This window comes from Paraburkholderia sp., assembly GCF_004298475.1.
GTDB lineage: Bacteria > Pseudomonadota > Gammaproteobacteria > Burkholderiales > Burkholderiaceae > Paraburkholderia > Paraburkholderia denitrificans.
In genome coordinates, this window is sequence record NZ_SCRP01000003.1 from 1 (window position 1) to 16213 (window position 16213).

General features: G+C 65.7%; 17 protein-coding genes. 1 reads left to right on the forward strand and 16 read right to left on the reverse strand.

Annotation, left to right across the window (positions count from 1 at the left end; translation table 11 throughout):
- The 16 genes from EPN59_RS02115 to gbpA all read right to left on the reverse strand — a co-directional run.
- The coding region (locus EPN59_RS02115; protein ID WP_293037354.1) for an acetyl-coenzyme A synthetase N-terminal domain-containing protein at positions 1-273 on the reverse strand (273 nt) is incomplete at its 3' end.
- A gap of 388 nt (positions 274-661) precedes the next feature.
- Complete coding sequence (locus EPN59_RS02120) at positions 662-1345, reverse strand: response regulator transcription factor (protein WP_293037356.1); 684 nt, start codon at positions 1343-1345, stop codon at positions 662-664.
- Positions 1346-1368: 23 nt separating this feature from the next.
- On the reverse strand, positions 1369-1833 hold the full coding sequence (locus EPN59_RS02125) for a type II secretion system protein (RefSeq protein WP_293037359.1): 465 nt from the start codon (positions 1831-1833) through the stop codon (positions 1369-1371).
- A gap of 52 nt (positions 1834-1885) precedes the next feature.
- Positions 1886-2272: a prepilin-type N-terminal cleavage/methylation domain-containing protein gene (locus tag EPN59_RS02130; RefSeq protein ID WP_293037362.1), complete on the reverse strand. Its 387-nt coding sequence runs from the start codon at positions 2270-2272 to the stop codon at positions 1886-1888.
- Positions 2247-2735, reverse strand: coding sequence for a type II secretion system protein (locus EPN59_RS02135; protein WP_363928530.1), 489 nt, complete (start codon positions 2733-2735; stop codon positions 2247-2249). The genes EPN59_RS02130 and EPN59_RS02135 overlap by 26 nt, the downstream gene beginning before the upstream one ends.
- A complete protein-coding gene (locus tag EPN59_RS02140) occupies positions 2732-4867 on the reverse strand; it encodes a secretin N-terminal domain-containing protein (protein WP_293037364.1) in 2136 nt (711 codons plus the stop codon). The genes EPN59_RS02135 and EPN59_RS02140 overlap by 4 nt, the downstream gene beginning before the upstream one ends.
- A gap of 34 nt (positions 4868-4901) precedes the next feature.
- Positions 4902-5441, reverse strand: coding sequence for a hypothetical protein (locus EPN59_RS02145; protein ID WP_293037367.1), 540 nt, complete (start codon positions 5439-5441; stop codon positions 4902-4904).
- Entirely contained in the window at positions 5438-5992 is a 555-nt protein-coding gene (locus tag EPN59_RS02150) for a hypothetical protein (RefSeq protein ID WP_293037369.1), read from the reverse strand. The genes EPN59_RS02145 and EPN59_RS02150 overlap by 4 nt, the downstream gene beginning before the upstream one ends.
- Positions 5993-5994: 2 nt before the next feature.
- The gene (locus EPN59_RS02155) at positions 5995-6510 is read right to left on the reverse strand and encodes a hypothetical protein (RefSeq protein ID WP_293037372.1); all 516 of its coding nucleotides are present in this window, start codon (positions 6508-6510) and stop codon (positions 5995-5997) included.
- Positions 6507-7334: a hypothetical protein gene (locus EPN59_RS02160; protein WP_293037374.1), complete on the reverse strand. Its 828-nt coding sequence runs from the start codon at positions 7332-7334 to the stop codon at positions 6507-6509. The genes EPN59_RS02155 and EPN59_RS02160 overlap by 4 nt, the downstream gene beginning before the upstream one ends.
- Positions 7315-8952, reverse strand: coding sequence for a GspE/PulE family protein (locus EPN59_RS02165; RefSeq protein WP_293037377.1), 1638 nt, complete (start codon positions 8950-8952; stop codon positions 7315-7317). Before EPN59_RS02165 ends, EPN59_RS02160 begins: the two co-directional genes overlap by 20 nt.
- 48 nt (positions 8953-9000) lie before the next feature.
- Complete coding sequence (locus EPN59_RS02170) at positions 9001-10191, reverse strand: type II secretion system F family protein (protein WP_293037380.1); 1191 nt, start codon at positions 10189-10191, stop codon at positions 9001-9003.
- Entirely contained in the window at positions 10188-10712 is a 525-nt protein-coding gene (locus tag EPN59_RS02175; RefSeq protein ID WP_293037383.1) for a lytic transglycosylase domain-containing protein, read from the reverse strand. Before EPN59_RS02175 ends, EPN59_RS02170 begins: the two co-directional genes overlap by 4 nt.
- Positions 10687-11133: a type II secretion system major pseudopilin GspG gene (gene gspG / locus EPN59_RS02180; RefSeq protein WP_293037386.1), complete on the reverse strand. Its 447-nt coding sequence runs from the start codon at positions 11131-11133 to the stop codon at positions 10687-10689. The genes EPN59_RS02175 and gspG overlap by 26 nt, the downstream gene beginning before the upstream one ends.
- The gene (locus EPN59_RS02185; protein ID WP_293037389.1) at positions 11130-11291 is read right to left on the reverse strand and encodes a hypothetical protein; all 162 of its coding nucleotides are present in this window, start codon (positions 11289-11291) and stop codon (positions 11130-11132) included. Before EPN59_RS02185 ends, gspG begins: the two co-directional genes overlap by 4 nt.
- Positions 11292-11370: 79 nt before the next feature.
- Complete coding sequence (gbpA, locus tag EPN59_RS02190; RefSeq protein WP_293037392.1) at positions 11371-12843, reverse strand: N-acetylglucosamine-binding protein GbpA; 1473 nt, start codon at positions 12841-12843, stop codon at positions 11371-11373.
- Between the two features lie 399 nt (positions 12844-13242).
- Between gbpA and EPN59_RS02195 the strand changes: the two genes are divergently transcribed.
- Positions 13243-16143, forward strand: coding sequence for a glycosyl hydrolase family 18 protein (locus EPN59_RS02195; RefSeq protein ID WP_293045436.1), 2901 nt, complete (start codon positions 13243-13245; stop codon positions 16141-16143).
- Positions 16144-16213 lie beyond the last annotated feature (70 nt).

Below are 16213 nucleotides of genomic sequence, written 5' to 3' on the forward strand. Positions count from 1 at the left end.
TTCGACGTGACGGTCGAGGCTGTTGTACGAAGCGTTGAGCTCGCCATCCTCGAACCACGTGTAGAACGGCGCGTTCGATTCGTCGAGCACCTTCGAGAACGGCTTGTGCCAGCTCAGGGTCTCGCGCGCAAGACGCGCCCAGAAGCCCTCGTAATCACGCTCGGCTTCCGCGCACAGTGCGTTGTAGGCATCCATGCCCGACACCGTCGCATTCGCCACCATTTGCGCGGACGGCGCGAACACGCGCTCTTCCCGCAGGACTGATTCCAGCATACGTTTGTCTCCTTCATGAATTCAGCTGCCGAGCAAGCAACAGAAGGCCATATATTTATTTCATTGCAATTGCAGACTGCGTTTTGTGTTTTATATAGCCTCGAACGACGATAACCGCACTCACTTACCACAAACTTACGCGCCACCCGTGCATTTACCCTGGTGTCCGGCAGGCGGATGTCATGGCGGCCTCGGGTTTTACCCGTGTGCGCCGCGTGCAGTTGCGCACGATCATTGCATGGGTTCGCGCCTTGTGCTCGCTTCATTTGCGCAATCATTCCCTCAAATCCTGCGCGATCAGATCAAAAATCAAAAATCGGTGCCCGTGCAACAACCCGCCTCGTAAGGTGCGAATGGTCCGGCTTCGCGCGCCGATATGCCCGGTGGATTACACCCGTTCGAGCCGATAGCCGTGGTTGTAGATCGTCGAAATCACGAGCCCGTTCTTCGAACGCAGCCCGAGGCGCGAGCGTAGCTTGCTGACATAGGTCGCGAGCGTCGCATCGTACTTGCGGTCGATGCCGCCCCAGATCCGCTTGATCAGCGCATCCTTCGGCACGATCCGCCCGACATTCTCGAACAGCATCAGCGCGAGGTCGAACTCGCGCTGCGACAGCTCGACCGGCACGTCCGCGACGAGCGCCGCGTGTGCGTCGGGGTCCAGCGCGAAGTGGCCGATTTCGATGCGCTTGCTCTCGCGCTGTTCGGGGTAATACTTGCGCGCCTGCGCCCCGACGCGGGCAATCAGCTCGCGCTCGCGCAACGGCTTGATCAGATAGTCGTCGGCGCCGTTGTTCAGGCCGTAGACGATGTCCTCCTCGCCGTCGTGATGCGTCATGATCACAATCGGCATCTGCCCGCCGAACTGGCCGCGCACCCAGCTCATGACCTCGACGCCCGACTTGCCCGGCACGTCCCAATCGAGCAGCAGCACGTCCACGCGCTGGTTCTGCACGAGCGCGATGAAGCTGTCGCCGTCGTGGCGCACGATCACTTCATACCCCGCCTTTTCGAGCCAGGCAGCCACGGTATTCGCCTGGGTCACCATGTCCTCCAGAATACCGACAATCATTTTCACTCCCTGTTCGATGGTCTTTACGGACTGCCAGGCGATACCGGCGATGCCTGCGGCGAGGCGGCTACCGGCGATGGCAGGTACACGAACGTCCAGTCAGCATACGCGTCCTTGTTGTCGAAGCCCGCATAGTCGTCCGGAAAACCCTGTTGCTTCAGTGGCCTGCCGGCCGCCTTGCTGTAGACGCCCATCACGCCGCCTTCCGGTGCCTCGATAAGCCCCCATTCGCGGCTGCCCGTCAGCGGGTCCGGATATACGCGCCGCAGATGGCGCAACGGCTGCGGACCTCGCCGGTCCTCGACGAGCGCGTCGAGCGACGGCGGAAACCGGCTGCCCTCCGCCGAATTGTAATAATGCGCGATTGCCTGGCGGATCTGGTCGCCGACGAACAGCAGTTGCGCTTCGCGGTCGCGCTGCTGGACCGTCTTCCAGATCCGCACGGCCTGGGTCGCGCCGAGCGCCAGCGCGCCCGTCAGCAACAGCACCCCGAGATACGCGATGCCACGCGCTGAATGGGGCCGAATATGCAGCCTGCACTCACCACGCCGCATACTCGCCCCCATTCAGCGCACGGCCCTTCGCGCCGCTCTTCACGTCGTACACACCACCGGCTTCGCCCGGCACGAGCACCCAGGTGGTGCGCTTGCCGGTCAGCGGATCGATCGGCACGTCGCGCAGATAGCGGCCATCGACAAGCGCCTGCAGCGAGTCCGGATCGCGTCCGTGATCCGCGCGGTAGTCATCGATCGACTCGCGCAGCGTGTTCAGATTGTGGCGCAGCACGGTTTCCTTCGCGCGGTCGCCCTGCTTCAGATAGCCGGGCGCGACGAATGCCGTCAGCGCCGCGATGATCGCCATCACGACGAGCAACTCGATCAGCGTGAAGCCGCACGTGCGCTTACCACTGGTGGTACGGGACGCCATTCAGCCCCTCCATTCGGTTGCGTGAGCGCACATCGAACACGTCGGCGCCCGGCGAGAACGCGTCCGGATCGCTGGCGTAGCTGCGGGTTTCCCACATCGCTTCCGGCGCAGTGCCTTCGCATTCGCACATCGGGTCGGCCGGAATCCGCCTCAGGAAATACAGACGTTCGCCGTTCGCGCTCTTCTTGTCCTCGACGCCATCGACAAGCGCGCGCAGATCCTCCGGATAGCCGCTTTCGTCGATACTGCGCTCGATGCGGCCCGCGTCAGCCGCGCGCTTGTAGGCGTCGAGCGCGGTGCGGATCGTCACCAGCGCACGCCGCAGTTCCGCCTCGTTCGCGCGCCGCTTGACGAGATCGGACAGCGGCAGCGCGACGGTCGCGAGCAACGCGAGCAGCGTCAGCGTCACGAGCAGTTCGATCAGCGTGAAGCCGCGTGCGCGTCGGCGCAGCCGTGCAGTCATGCCGATGTCCCGAAGCGCACCGCGACGCGCACCGACTTGCGCGGTGCGGCCGGAAACCGCAGGGCCGCATCCAGCGCGCGCACGAATCGATCGGCGTTCGTTTGCAGATGCGGCGCCATTGTTTCGGTTCCGTGCGTGCGCATCATTCCCGTGCCGTGCGGCGAGCGCGCGTCGGCATCCTCCGCCTGCGCATCGTCCGGCCGCGCGGCCGCCCGCAGTGCGTTCGACGGCTGCGCTCCGGCTGGCTCAGCCGCTTCACCAGCCGCTTTGCCAGCCGTATCATCGGCCGCTTCACCCGCTACTTCGTCATCCGCATCGTCCGGCAGGATCGGCTCTTCGAGTTCGGGCGGCGTCGTGCGCGCCGCAGTGCCCGGCGCGAACGCGGCATCGAGCGTCAGCGCCTCGGTTGTGATGCGCGTCTCGGTGCCGGACAGGAACGTCGTCACGGCCGCTTCCGGCAGGTCGAGGTTGCGCTCGATGTGCGGCGTGACCAGCAGCACGATCTCGGACTTCTCGCTGGCCGTCGCGTTCGTACCGAACAGCCGGCCAATCAACGGCAGCCCGGACAGCCCCGGCATCCCGATGATGTCCGCGCTTTCGCTGCGCTTGACGAGGCCCGCGAGGATCTGCGTCTCGCCGTTCTTCGCGGTCATCAGCGTCTCGGCGTTGCGCGTGCCGAGCGCATAGGCAACGAGGCCCGTCTTCGTCGTTTCCTTCGACAGAATGCTGCTGACCTCGAGGTTCACCCTCACGCTCACTTCGTCGTTCAGGCTGATGCGCGGCTCGACCTTCAGGATCAGGCCAACGTCCTGGTAGCTGACCGATTCGCTGACGACGCCATTCGCGTTGGTCGTCGTGACGATCGGCACGCGCTCGCCGATCTTGATGTTCGCCTTCTCCATGTTGCGCACGCGGATCTTCGGATTCGCGAGCGTCTTCGTCTTGCCCTGCTTCTGCAGCATGTTGATCGCCGCCGACAGCACGCCGGTATCGCCGGACACGCCGATCCGGTCGCGGTTGATCCGGAGCAGGTCGCCAAGCGTCGTCGGCAGCGAACCGTCGCCGGGTGCGTTGAACTGGATCCTGCCCGGATACTGGACGCCCAGATCGATCCTGTCGTTCATGTTGAGTTCGAGCACCTGCACGTCGAGCGTGACTTCCGACTGCGCAATGTCGAGCCCCATCACGATGCGCTCGGCAACCTGGATCGTTTCCGGCGTATCGCGCACGACGACCGCGTTGATGCGCTCGTCCACATACACGTCCTTCGGCTTGATCATCTGGCGCAGCGCGGCCATCACGGACTTCGCGTCCGCATGCGAGAGGAAGAACGTGCGCAGCGCGAACTCCTGGTAGTTGCGCACCTTGTCGGGTTGCGCCGGATAGATCAGCAGCGTGTGCTTGTCGAGCACCTTTTTGTCGAGCTGGTTGGTGCGCAGCAGCAGGTTGATCGCGTCTTCGGCCGTCGTGCGCCCGGCGAGCAGCGTCGCGGGCTGATCGACCTGCACGTCGCGGTCGAACACGAAGTTCACGCCGGACATGCGCGAGATCACGTCGAAGATGCCCGACAGCGGTTGCGAGCGGAAATTCAGCGAAACCGGCTTGCGCAGCGCGTCGGCAAGCTGCGGACGCGCGGTGCGGCTCGCCTTCGACGCGCGCAGCAGCGCGTCGTGCAGGCGCTTCGACTCCGGGTGATTCGGCTGCTCCGCGAGAATGCCGCGCACGATTTCGAGCGCTTCCCGCGGGCGGCTGTCGCGCAGCCGCTCGGCTCGCGCAAAGTCGATCCGTAGCTGCTGGCGGCGCTCGATCCGGCGCAGATCCTGTTGCGCCTTCAAATTTCCCGGCTCCTCGCGCAACACGTTGGCGAGATGTTCGATCGCGGCGCCGTAATCGCCTTGCGCCGCATCGTCTTCGGCCTCTTTCAGCTCGATGCGCACGTAGTTCTGCTGGCGCGTCGGCACGGCAGCGGCGAGGTCGAGATCGTCCGGGGCGGCCTGCTGCCGTGTCTTCAGCGCGGCGAGTTCGTTGGCCGCCGACGCGGTATCCGGCGTAATGGAGTGGAATGCGGTGCCCGCGCAGCCCGTCAGCGAGAACGCTGCGAGCACGACGAGCAGACTGGCGACACGTTTCATGATGAGGTTCGATGCAGGTTGAAAGAAGCCGGATTCAGGGCGTGAGTCCCGGCGTGGGCAGTGAGAATTCGTCGCCGTTCGCGTCGACGATCAACGCCTCGCGATCGGTCAGGCGCTTCAGCCGGTAGCCGGGGGCGATCTCGTCACCCGGCCCGACCGCGCCGCGCACGTCGCAGCGGCGCTCGCACAGGAGCCGAAGCTCAGGCCCGGCTTCGAGCGCGGCTTCGACCACGACCACGCGCCGCCCGCCCTCGCGCCATTCGCCTGTCACCGCGAACGGCGCTGCGGGCGGTTCAGGTTCGGGCTCGGGCGCGACGGCGTCAGCGCCGCCGAACTCGTTGGGATCGATCTGCGCGGGCATCTCGGGAATCTCGGTCGCGGCAAGCTCGCCGAGCGCGTCCCAACGTTGCGCAGGAAACAGATCGACTTTCGCGGGCGCATCGGTTGTGTTGCCAACGGGTTCGTCGGCGAATGCGACGGGCACGCCAGGCGTGCTGAGCGCAACGGCGGCCACGGCCAATGCGAGCGCCGCCGCACGCGCGACGCGTTGCGGGGTGCGAAGCGAGGCCGTCATGCGTCCGGCCCCAGCAAGCTCACGCGCAGGTTGATCTCCAACTGCGCGTTGTCGATCTTGTCGCGTTCGAGCGCGACGCTCTCGACCCGGGTCATCGGTTGATCCGCGATTGCACGCAACGCCTCGCGCAGTCCGGCATATGGGCCGGTCGCGGCGATGTCGATCGTCAGCCGACGCAACTTGCCTTTCGCCTCGATCTCGTGCCGGTAGGTCGCGTGCTTACGCACGATGCCGTTCTGCTCGAGCAGTTCGAAGACCGAATACGCCTGTTCGCGCACCCGCAGCTTTTGCACGTCGCGCAGCGTCATGCCATGCGCGTTCTGCGCCGCACCCGGCTTCTGCATCGCGGCAAGCGCCTTGCGCACGGCGGCACGCTCTGCATCGAGCCGTTCGGTCTCGGGATTGAAATAGCAGGCCCAGGCAACCGGCACGGCGGCGAGCACGGCCACCGCCGCGAGCCCTGGCCCGCCGAGCCGGCGTCCAGCCGCGTAAACGCACCAGCGGGCATGCTCGCGCCACTGGTTGAAATCAATGCGGGTCCTGATGTTCATGTTCATTCGACATTCACGCTGAAGAGATGGATCGTCCGGCCATCGACCACCTTCGCGCGGTGCTGCAGCAGGCCGGTGCGCCGTTCGGTGTGCCCGTCGTTCAAGCGTTCGACGAACTGATAGATATGCGACAGGCTTGCCGCGCCGCCTTCGATCCGCGCGACAGCGCCTGCCTTGTCGACGCTCAGCGAGGTCAGCGCGAGGTCGGGCGACCACGCGCGCTCGATCCGGTCTACGACCGGCAGCGCCGAGCCTTCCGTGTGCGCCTGCTGCGCGGCGACCACGCGCTCGATCCGTTTCTGCTCCGGCGTCATGCTTTTCCGGCGGCGCTGTTCGCGTTCGTGCGCGCGCTGTCGCTGGTCGAGCTGCGCCTGGATCTGTTCGACCTCGTCATTCAACGCATCGACGCGCACCGCCTCCTCGACGGCGAATGCAGCGGCGAGCGCCGCCGCGCCGATCATGGCGGCGGCCCATGGCGTAATCCGGCGCCGCACGGGCGCGAAGTCCAGCGACCTCATGCCGCCACCCCGGCCCGCAGCCGGTCGAGCGGCGGCGCGCCGCCATCGTAAACGCGAGCGTCGTCCTGGCCATCGCGCACGTCGATGCGCACGTCGATGCGCCCTTCGATGTACTCGTGCGCGTCGAGCGTGCTCACGACGGTCTGGCCATCGGGCGGCTGACCGCACATCAGCGCCGCAGCGCCGATCAGATCGCCGAGTTGCTGCCCTGCATGGCGCGGCAGTGTGACGGCATCGCGCCATTCGCCTTCGCAACGGAACAGGCACGTCACGACGCCGGGCTGCAACAGCACGAAGCGGTAATCGCCCGTCCCGAGGCTCACGCGTTGTGGCTGGAGCGCAGCCGACAATGCGACCGAAAGCGCAGCCGAAAGCGCATCGCGGCAGCCCGCGAGTCGCCAGCCCGCCGCACGGCTCACCTCGGCGCAGGCGCGCAGCACGTCGTCGTGCAGCGCAACCGCGAGCCGCGCGTGGCCGAAGCGTGCATACGCGACGCGCACCGCAAGCGGCACGCGCAGCGCGCGCGTCTCGAACAGCGCGCGTGCATAGGCTTGCCACGCGGATTCGGACCAGAGGCCCGACTGCCACGGCAGCACCGCCGCATGCGCCCACGGATGCCCGATGCGCAGATAGAGCCGGTTGCGAAACGCCCCGCGCACCTTCGGCAGCGCGCCGAGCACCGTTGCGAGCGCAACCGCCGGATCGCCGCCGTGCTCCGCCGCGAACGCCGGCTCGCCGACGTAATCGCGCGCCCCGGCGCCGGTCCAGACGCGCAGCCGCTGCGCATCTGCGACGGCATAGACATCATTGAAGATCGATTGCACGCTGCACCTCCTGGAACGTGGTCAAGCGCTGGCGAATCGCGGCCAGCGCGGCGTCGCGCATGGACTGATAGTCGGCGTTGCCCGCGAGCGCCTGCTCGCGCCTGTCGAGCGAGCGCGCAAGTAGCGCGGATTTCATCGGCGCGTCGAGCGTCAGAATCTCGGCAAGACCGATCCGGCCGTGATAACCGGTGCCGCGGCACGCGTCGCAGCCCGCGCCCGGCGTCACGAGGTGGCGCAGATCGTCGAGCGACGCGCCCTCGAGCGCGCTGCCGTCGCCGTGCGCTTCACCGCACGCAGCGCAGATGCGCCGCACGAGCCGCTGCGACACGACGCCGTTCAGCGCCTCAAGAAACGTCGACGGTTCGACGCCCATGTAGATGAAGCGATCGATCACGCTGAAGCCGTCGTTCGCGTGCACGGTCGACAGCACGCGGTGGCCGGTCAGCGCGGATTGCACCGCAATCGACGCCGTTTCTTCGTCGCGGATCTCGCCGACCATCACGGTATCCGGGTCGTGCCGCAGGATCGCGCGCAGCCCGCGCGCGAAGGTCAGCCCCTTGCGCTCGTTGACGGGAATCTGCAGCACGCCGGGCAGTTCGTATTCGACCGGGTCCTCGATCGTGACGATCTTGTCTTCGCCGTGATTGAGCTCCGACAGCACCGCATAGAGCGTCGTCGACTTGCCGCTGCCGGTCGGGCCGGTCACGAGCATCAGCCCGTACGGCCGGTTGGCGAGCGCACGCACGCGCCGCGCGGTGTGCGCGTCGAAGCCGAGCACGTCGAGGCTGATCCGCTCGCCGCGCTGCGACTTGTCGAGCACGCGCAGCACCGCGTTCTCGCCGTGCGTGCCCGGAATGACCGACACGCGGTAATCGATCTCGCGCCCCTGCAGAACGACCTTGAAGCGGCCGTCCTGCGGCACGCGCTTTTCGGCGATGTCGAGCGACGCGAGCACCTTGAGGCGCGACATCGTCTGCGTCGCGACATCGATGCCCGGAATGCGGCGAATCGCCTGCAGCACGCCGTCGATCCGGTAGCGGATCGCCAGCCCGTCCGGCGCCGCTTCGAGGTGAATGTCGCTCGCCCGGCTTTGCAGCGCGTCGTACAGCGTCATGTTGACGAGCCGGATGATCGGGCTTTCGTCCTTCGCGATGCTCGCGGGCGTGATCGACTCGATGGCCTGCGCGAGCGAATCGCCGTGCGGGCCGAGCGTCACGTCGCCGTCCATCAGCCGCTCGTTCGCTTCGGCATCCTTCAGCAGCCGCTCGACCTCGCCCGGCATGCTCATCGCCGTCACCGCCGACGCATTCGGAAAGCGTGCGAGCAATGCGTCGCGCGCCGCACGCGAAAACGGATCGGCCAGCACGAAATACGGTGCGCCGTCGAGTTCGACCGGCAGCACGCGCAGCGTCAACGCGTCATGCAGCGGCAGCAGGTCGAAACGCGTCCCGGCCGCTTGCAGCACGTCCGGCAAGATGGCGTGCACGCCGAGCGCGACAGCCGCTTCGTCGAGCAGGCGCGGGTCGCTGGCGATCAGGCGCGAGACGTAGTCGGCAATGCCGAGCCCGGCGTCGACCGCTCCGGTCTGCCAGATTCCAGCGAGAAAATTGGTAGGCATGTTCAGTTATCCTGCGCGGTTTGGGCCGCGCATCGCGCTGCGAGGCGGTCAGCCAATGCTGCCCGCGAGTTCGAAAATCGGCATGTAGAGCAGCACGACCACCGCGCCGACGATGCCGCCGACCACGAGCATCAGCACCGGTTCGAACACCTTGCTGGCCATTTCGATTGCGCGGTCGAGCGCCGAATCGTGGAATTGCGCGATGTGCTCGCACATCCCGCCGAGATCGCCGCTCTGTTCGCCAACCCGCAGCAGCCGTTCGGCAACCGGCGTCGTCAGCGCGTGCTGCGCGAGCACGGCTGATACCGTCCGGCCCGCGCGCAGTTCGACGAGCGCGGCGTGAAGCCGCGCGCGGTGCGGCGCGGGCAGCGTCTTGCCCGCAAGGTCGAGCGCGCCGAGCGCGGGCGTGCCGCCCTCGATGAGAAGGCCCGTCGTGCGGTAGAAACGCGTCAGCGCGAATAGCCCGGCGATGTCGCGCACCTTGGGCACGCGCCACATCAGCCGCGCGCCCAGCCGCCTTGCCGCGCCGCCGCGAATCGCGCCCACTGCGAGCGCTGCGGCCACCGCGAGCGCGACGCCAATCGCACCGCCGTGCTTCGCCAGCAGGTTCGACCACGCGAGCATTGCGCGCGCAGTCGCGGGCAGCGTGTTCATGGTTTCGAACACCGTTGCGAAGCGCGGAATCACGAAAAACGCCATGAACATCAGAATCGCGCAACCGATGCCGATCACGAGCGCCGGGTAGACGAGCGCGCCCGTCACCCGCTTGCGGATTTGCGCGATGCGCGTCTCGTACTGCAGGTAGCGCTTCAGCACGACCGGCAACTGGCCGCTGCCTTCAGCCGATTCGATGGTCGCGACGAGCAGCGCCGGAAACACATCCGGCTGCTTCGCGAGCGCCTTCGAGAACGGCTGACCCTCCACCATCACCGCGACCACGCGGTCGAGCACGGGTTTCGATCCGCGATCCGCGCCCGCCTTGTCGCGCAGCGCTTCGAGCGCCTCGATCAGCACGAGGCCTGCGTCGAGCAGCGTCGACAGCTCCTGCAAAAACAGCGTGAGCGCGAAAGCGGGCGCCTTGCGGCCCGCACCAAAGCGCGCGCGGCGGCCGATCTTCAGCACGATCCCGGACGACGCGCCGAGCTGCGCGCGCACATCCGCTTCGTCGCAGCCATGAACGACGCGCTCGACCAGCTTGCCGTCGACAAGCAGGCGAACGTCGAATGCCTGCGCGCTCATTGCGCCCACTGCGCGAGCTCGGCCATGCTGGCCGCGCGATCTCGCGTGAACTCGGTGTACGTTTCCCACACCTTCGTCGCATACGCCTTGCGGGCGGGCGCGCGCTTCGGCGACGAACCGGCGTTATACGCGCCGACCGCATTCCACGTATAGCCGTGGCGGTCGATGAAGCCCGCCAGGATCGACGCGCCGGTGTCGATCGACGTGCACGGCTCGTTGATCAGCCGCTTGCGCGTCACGCCCACTTTGACGAGGCGCGGCAGGTGCGTGCTGTTGATCTGCATAAGTCCGATGTCATAGGTGCCGTTGCTGTTGCGGTTGAAGGCCCGGGGGTCCATCGAGGATTCGACCTTCGCAATGGCCGCGAGCAGCAGCGGATCGATGCCGTACCGTTCGCCCGCGCGGGTCCAGCAATCCTTCGCGGCGGCGCAGGTCGCGCACACCGCCATGCCTGCCGTCGCGAGCAGCTTGCACGCTTGCGCGCGCAAGCTGGGCTTACATGCCGTAGACGAGATCCGCATTGATCCCACTCCCGCCCTGTCGGCCATCGCGACCCAGCGACACGATTTCCGCCTCGCTGTCGCGGCCCGGCACGTTCAATTGATAGGCGCGCCCCCACGCGTCCCTCGGCACCGCCTTCGCGAGATACGGCCCGTTCCAGCCCTCCGCGGCCTGAGGCTCGACGACCAGCGCGTCGAGCCCTTCCTCCGCGCCCGGATAGCGGCCCGTGTCGAGACGGAACTGCGCGAGCGCGTCGCCCAGCGTCTTCATCTGCGCCTCGGTCGTCCTGACCTTCGCCTTGTCGACCTGCGAAAAGAGCTTCGGGCCGACATAGCCCGCGAGCAGCGCGATGATGAGCAGCACGACCAGCAGTTCGAGCAGCGTGAAGCCTTGTTGCGCGCGCAGCGGTCTGCCCGCGCGGAATGCACGATTGAGTTTCAAGATTTCGATCCTCGTTGGGATAACGATCGGTTTTGATCGAGGCCCGGTGCGGCGCGCCGGGTTGCAACGCTTGCATGGCGCAGCGCCGGAAGCGATGCGGGAAGACTGTCGATGAAGGCATTTTCCCGGTTGATCGACATCGCCTCAATCAAGCTCAACGAAGTCTCAAAAGTCGCCGGGGAAACAAAAAAACCGCGCATCGAGCCGATGCGCGGTCTTCGAAGTCAAAGCAACGACTTACTTGCTACAAACGCCCAGGTCCCTCCAGACCTTGCCGGTGTAGTCGGCGCCCGTGGTCGCCGGATCGCCCGGCACTTCGTTGCGGGTCCACCAGCGAGCCTGGTAAATACGGCCTTTGTGCTGCACCTTGCCGTCGGTCTTGACGACCGTGCCCAGCTTCCAGTCAGCGTGGCACTTCGCGCCGTCGCCGCCGGTTTCGCCGCCGGTGGCTTCGCCGATGAGCTTGAACGTGACCGTTTCCTGCTTCAGCGTGCCGCCGTCGATCTGCGACGTCGCAACTGCCGTATGTGCGCCCGCCTTCGCGTTTGCGATATCGACGCTCACGTCGCCCTGCGTCTGCATCTTGAGCGACTTCGAGCCGACGAGCGAATTCGATGCGTCGTACACCTTCACTGCGACGTTCGTGTCCTTCGAATGGTTGAACTTCAGGAAGAACTTCGCAGTCGCCTTGCCGTTCTGGATCTTGAATTCGGAGTTGCTCGTGATGCTGAAGCCTTCGTCGATGCCAACCTCGGGCTTGTGCTCGATCGTCGTTTCGGTGCGCACGACGCCGCTGCCGCTCTTCGCATACACGTCGTTCTTGCCAAGCGCCGGTTCGATGATGCCGTTGCGCTCGATGCCCGCGAGCAGGCTCGCGCCCTGCGTGCGGTTGATTTCCTTCGCGAGCAGCATCGACCACATGTTGCGCTCGCCCTGGTCCGCCGTGCCGATCGTCAGCGTCGTCTTCATCGACGGCACTTCGCCGCTCGACTTGAACACGCGGTTCGTGACCGTGTCGCCGACGTTCAGGTCCATCGTCGGCGCGATGCTGCCGACCGTCGCCCACTCCGGCTTGACCGGTTCGACCGGATCGACTGCGCCGCCGTCCGACTTGATATTCAGGTCGGCGACGTTGTACCACATGTTGGACGTATCCGCGACGTGCCACGTCGCCAGCATCACGTGATGGCCGGTGCGATCCGAAGGAATCGTGCAGTTATGCGCACCGATCTCATCGGCTTTCTTGCCGTGGCCGTCGATCGTGCAGAACGGCGTGAGGTCGAACTGATCGCGCGTGAGCTTCGCGTTCGGGTTCCAGCCCTGCTTCGTCAGGTAGTACTTGAAATCCTTCGTCTTGTGCGGTGCGGTGAACACCCACTTGAAGTTGTGCGCGCCCTGCTTGATGTCGTTGATCTTCCAGCGGTCGACCGACTGCGCGTTCAGTTCGCTGAATTGCGACAGGCCGCCGCTCGCGATTTCGCCGTCCGGTGCACCGGCTTGCGGGAAGCCCTGCTTGCCTTCGACGCTTTGCGGCTCCCAGGTGACCTGGCCGCAGTTGAAGTTCTGGGCCTTGCCCGCGTGCGAGCTGCACAGCAGGTTGCGCGAAGGCGGCTCGGAAAGATAGCCGTGCGCAGCCGCATGCTGAGCGAAGAACATTGATGCGCACGCAACGAGCGGCGACAGTTTGAATAGGGTACGGCGATTACTCATAGTCTGGTGTCGAATGAACGGTCTGTCGCTATCGCTTTCGATAGCAAGGTGGATCGTTGCCGGCAAATCGCCCGGCGCGAACGCGTTGCCCGATGCGTTGCCGAATGCGATACCGGATGCGTTACCCATCGGCAACCCGTGCAGCGCGGAACGGAGTGTCGGCGAACGCCGCAGCACCGGGAATCATCCTTAACAATTCCTCAAAGAATCGCGGCAGCGGCAGGCATCGGGGTTGGGGGCCGGGATCGCTGAGACAACATTGAGACAACATTGAGAGAACGTTGAGGTTGATTGGCGGGCTCGTCCGCGATGAAAACAATGCACGGGGCTTCCCAGCCCGCATTTCATTCATCAAGGACGACGATTAAATTGAGCTTGCAAAAACATTCCCGCCACCCGATGCCTGCCATCACGGCCGGCGGAATCCCTGCGCTCGTCACCGCGACGATCGCAGCGGCCAGCGCACTTTGTTTCGCGAACGCGGCGCTCGCCGCGCCCGGCACCCCCAACCTCAAGGCGTACGAAATCACGTCGCAGCCTCACGGCTTCGTCGAGATCAATCTGGAAAAAGCCAATAGCGGCGCGCCCGCCTATAAGGATGTCGTCAAGCTGAACAAGCAGGTCAACGTGCCGCTGCCGTTCAACATCTGGAGCAGCGGCACCGCGGTGAAGGCCGTCGCGCTGGTCGACGGCGTGGTCGATCCGTCTTCCGAGATCCAGTTGACGCCGGGCACGGCGCAAAGCGGCACCGTCTTCGCGAACGTGGCGACGCCCGGCGTGAAGAAGATGCAGGTGCGCGCAATCGACGCGAACGGCGCTTCCAGCGACAGCACGCCGTTATCGGTGACCGTGTTCGACACCGTCTCCGAACTCGCGGACGATCTGCCGAACAACGCAAGCAAGCATTTCAAGCCGTATGCGAACAAATCGGGTTCGGTGGTCGGCAGCTACTTCGCAACGTGGTCGATCTACGAGCGCAAGTTCAATGTGGACAACGTACCGGTCGAGAACCTCACGCACCTGCTCTACGGCTTCGTGCCGATCTGCGGCGGCGCGAACGTGAACGCGTCGCTCGCGCAGGACATGCCGGACTCGTTCAGAACGCTGCAGTCAAGCTGCGCCGGTCTGCCCGATTTCAGCGTCGCGATCCACGACATCTACGGCGAAATGGCGAAGTCGCTGCCGGGTCAGGGCATGAACTCCAAGCTCAAGGGCGTGCTCGGCCAGATGATGGCCGCGAAGAAGCGCAACCCGGACCTGAAAATCCTGCCGTCGATTGGCGGCTGGACGCTTTCGGACCCGTTCTTCCAGATGCACGATGCGGCCAGGCGCAAGGTGTTCGTCGATTCCGTCGAGCAGTTGCTGCGCACGTGGAAGTTCTTCGACGGCGTCGACATCGACTGGGAATTCCCGGGCGGCAAAGGCGCGAATCCGAACATCGGCGATCCGGTGAAGGACGGCGCGCTGTACGTCACGCTGATGAAGGAACTGCGCCAGATGCTCGACGGGCTCTCGCAGGAAACCGGCAAGGCGTACCAGCTGACGTCCGCCATCGGCGCGGGCAAGGACAAGATCGATGTGGTGAACTACAAGGACGCCACGAAGTACATGGACTACATCTTCGACATGACGTACGACTACCACGGTGCGTTCAGTCTGACGACGCTGGGTCATCTGGCCTCGCTGCACGCACCGGCCTGGAAGCCGGACACCGCCTATACGACCGAAAACTCGATCAAGGCGCTGATCGCGCAGGGCGTCGATCCGAAGAAGCTCGTGGTCGGCGCGGCAGCCTATGGCCGCGGCTGGACCGGCGTGTCGGGCTACACCGACGGCAATCCGTTCACCGGCACGGCGAAGGGGCCGCACGCCGGCCAGTGGGAAAAGGGCGTCATCGACTACAAGGAACTGAAGGCGAAGATGATCGGTGCGCACGGCGCTGGCATCAACGGCTATGAGTACCACTACGACCAGGCTGCGGAAGGCCCGTACGTGTTCAACAAGAGCACGGGCGATCTGCTCACGTTCGACGATGCGCGCTCTGTGCGCGCGAAGGGCGACTACGTGCGCGCGCAACAACTCGGCGGCCTGTTCTCCTGGGAAATCGACGCCGACGACGGCGACATCCTGAACGCGATGCATGTAGGCCTCGGCCACGATGAAGGCGGCAGCGGTCCGGTCAACCATCCGCCGGTCGCCGACGCCGGTCAGAACATGACGGTGAACGGCGCGCAGACCGTCACGCTCGACGCATCGAAGTCGCGCGATCCGGACGGCGACAAGCTGAGCTACAAGTGGGAGCAGTTGCAAGGCGCACCGCTCGCGATTGCCGACGCGACCAGCGTGAAGGCGAGCGTCGCGATCCCGGCCGTCGAGCAGGATACGAACTTCGTGTTCCAGGTCACGGTGACCGATCCGGCCGGACTTTCGTCGAGCGCGCGCGTCACGGTGACGGCAAAGGCCGAAGCGACGACCGCACCGCCGGCTGAGAACCGGCCGCCCGTCGCGCATCTGAGCGGCCCGGCAACGGCCGATGCGGGCCAGACGGTCACGCTGTCCGCCGCGAAGTCGAGCGACCCGGACGGCGACAAGCTCACGTTCGCCTGGACGGTGCCGAGCGGTATTGAAGCGCAGAAGAACGGCGCAACACTGACGTTCACGGCGCCGAAGCTCAGCGCCGACAAGACGTTCACGTTCGAGATGAAGGTCAGCGACGGAAAGCTGTCGGCGACGGCGAAGCATTCGGTGGTCGTAAAGGCCGCACAGACCGGCGGCGGTGAAAGCGGCGGTGAAAGCGGTGGTAACGGTGGCGGTGAAAGCGGCGGTAACGGCGGCAACGGCGAACATCCGCAGTACAAGCCGGGCACGCAGTACAAAGGTGGCGACATCGTGACGAACGGCGGCAAGCTGTATCAGTGCAAGCCGTTCCCGTTCAGTGGCTGGTGCTCTGCCGCGCCGGGCGCGTACGAACCGGGCAAGGGCTTCGCGTGGTCCGACGCGTGGACGCTCATCGGCGAAAGCGGCGGTTCGGGTAACGGTTCCGGCAACGGCTCGGGCAACGGTGAAAGCGGTGGCTCGGGCAACGGCAACGGCTCGGGCAGCGGCGAAAGCGGCGGCGCTCACCCGTCGTACAAGGAAGGCACGAAGTACGGGCCGGGCGACATCGTCTCCAACCACGGCAAGCTCTACCGCTGCAAGCCCGCGCCGTTCGGCGGCTGGTGCTCGCTGGCTGCGTGGGCCTACGAACCCGGCAAGGGCACCGCATGGGATCAGGCGTGGGAGGTCTATCAAGGTCGATAACCCCGGCTGAAAAATGACGTGCGCCGCGTGCCGGAATATCGGCCGCGGCGCAGGCGGCAGGCATCGAAGG

Excerpts from the sequence above, each read along its gene's own strand:
- EPN59_RS02120 (WP_293037356.1), bottom strand. The coding sequence starts at position 1,345 with ATGATTGTCGGTATTCTGGAGGACATGGTGACCCAGGCGAATACCGTG.
- EPN59_RS02130 (WP_293037362.1), bottom strand. The coding sequence starts at position 2,272 with ATGGCGTCCCGTACCACCAGTGGTAAGCGCACGTGCGGCTTCACGCTG.
- EPN59_RS02135 (WP_363928530.1), bottom strand. The coding sequence starts at position 2,735 with ATGACTGCACGGCTGCGCCGACGCGCACGCGGCTTCACGCTGATCGAA.
- EPN59_RS02140 (WP_293037364.1), bottom strand. The coding sequence starts at position 4,867 with ATGAAACGTGTCGCCAGTCTGCTCGTCGTGCTCGCAGCGTTCTCGCTG.
- EPN59_RS02145 (WP_293037367.1), bottom strand. The coding sequence starts at position 5,441 with ATGACGGCCTCGCTTCGCACCCCGCAACGCGTCGCGCGTGCGGCGGCG.
- EPN59_RS02150 (WP_293037369.1), bottom strand. The coding sequence starts at position 5,992 with ATGAACATCAGGACCCGCATTGATTTCAACCAGTGGCGCGAGCATGCC.
- EPN59_RS02155 (WP_293037372.1), bottom strand. The coding sequence starts at position 6,510 with ATGAGGTCGCTGGACTTCGCGCCCGTGCGGCGCCGGATTACGCCATGG.
- EPN59_RS02165 (WP_293037377.1), bottom strand. The coding sequence starts at position 8,952 with ATGCCTACCAATTTTCTCGCTGGAATCTGGCAGACCGGAGCGGTCGAC.
- EPN59_RS02170 (WP_293037380.1), bottom strand. The coding sequence starts at position 10,191 with ATGAGCGCGCAGGCATTCGACGTTCGCCTGCTTGTCGACGGCAAGCTG.
- EPN59_RS02175 (WP_293037383.1), bottom strand. The coding sequence starts at position 10,712 with ATGCGGATCTCGTCTACGGCATGTAAGCCCAGCTTGCGCGCGCAAGCG.
- gbpA (WP_293037392.1), bottom strand. The coding sequence starts at position 12,843 with ATGAGTAATCGCCGTACCCTATTCAAACTGTCGCCGCTCGTTGCGTGC.
- EPN59_RS02195 (WP_293045436.1), top strand. The coding sequence starts at position 13,243 with ATGCCTGCCATCACGGCCGGCGGAATCCCTGCGCTCGTCACCGCGACG.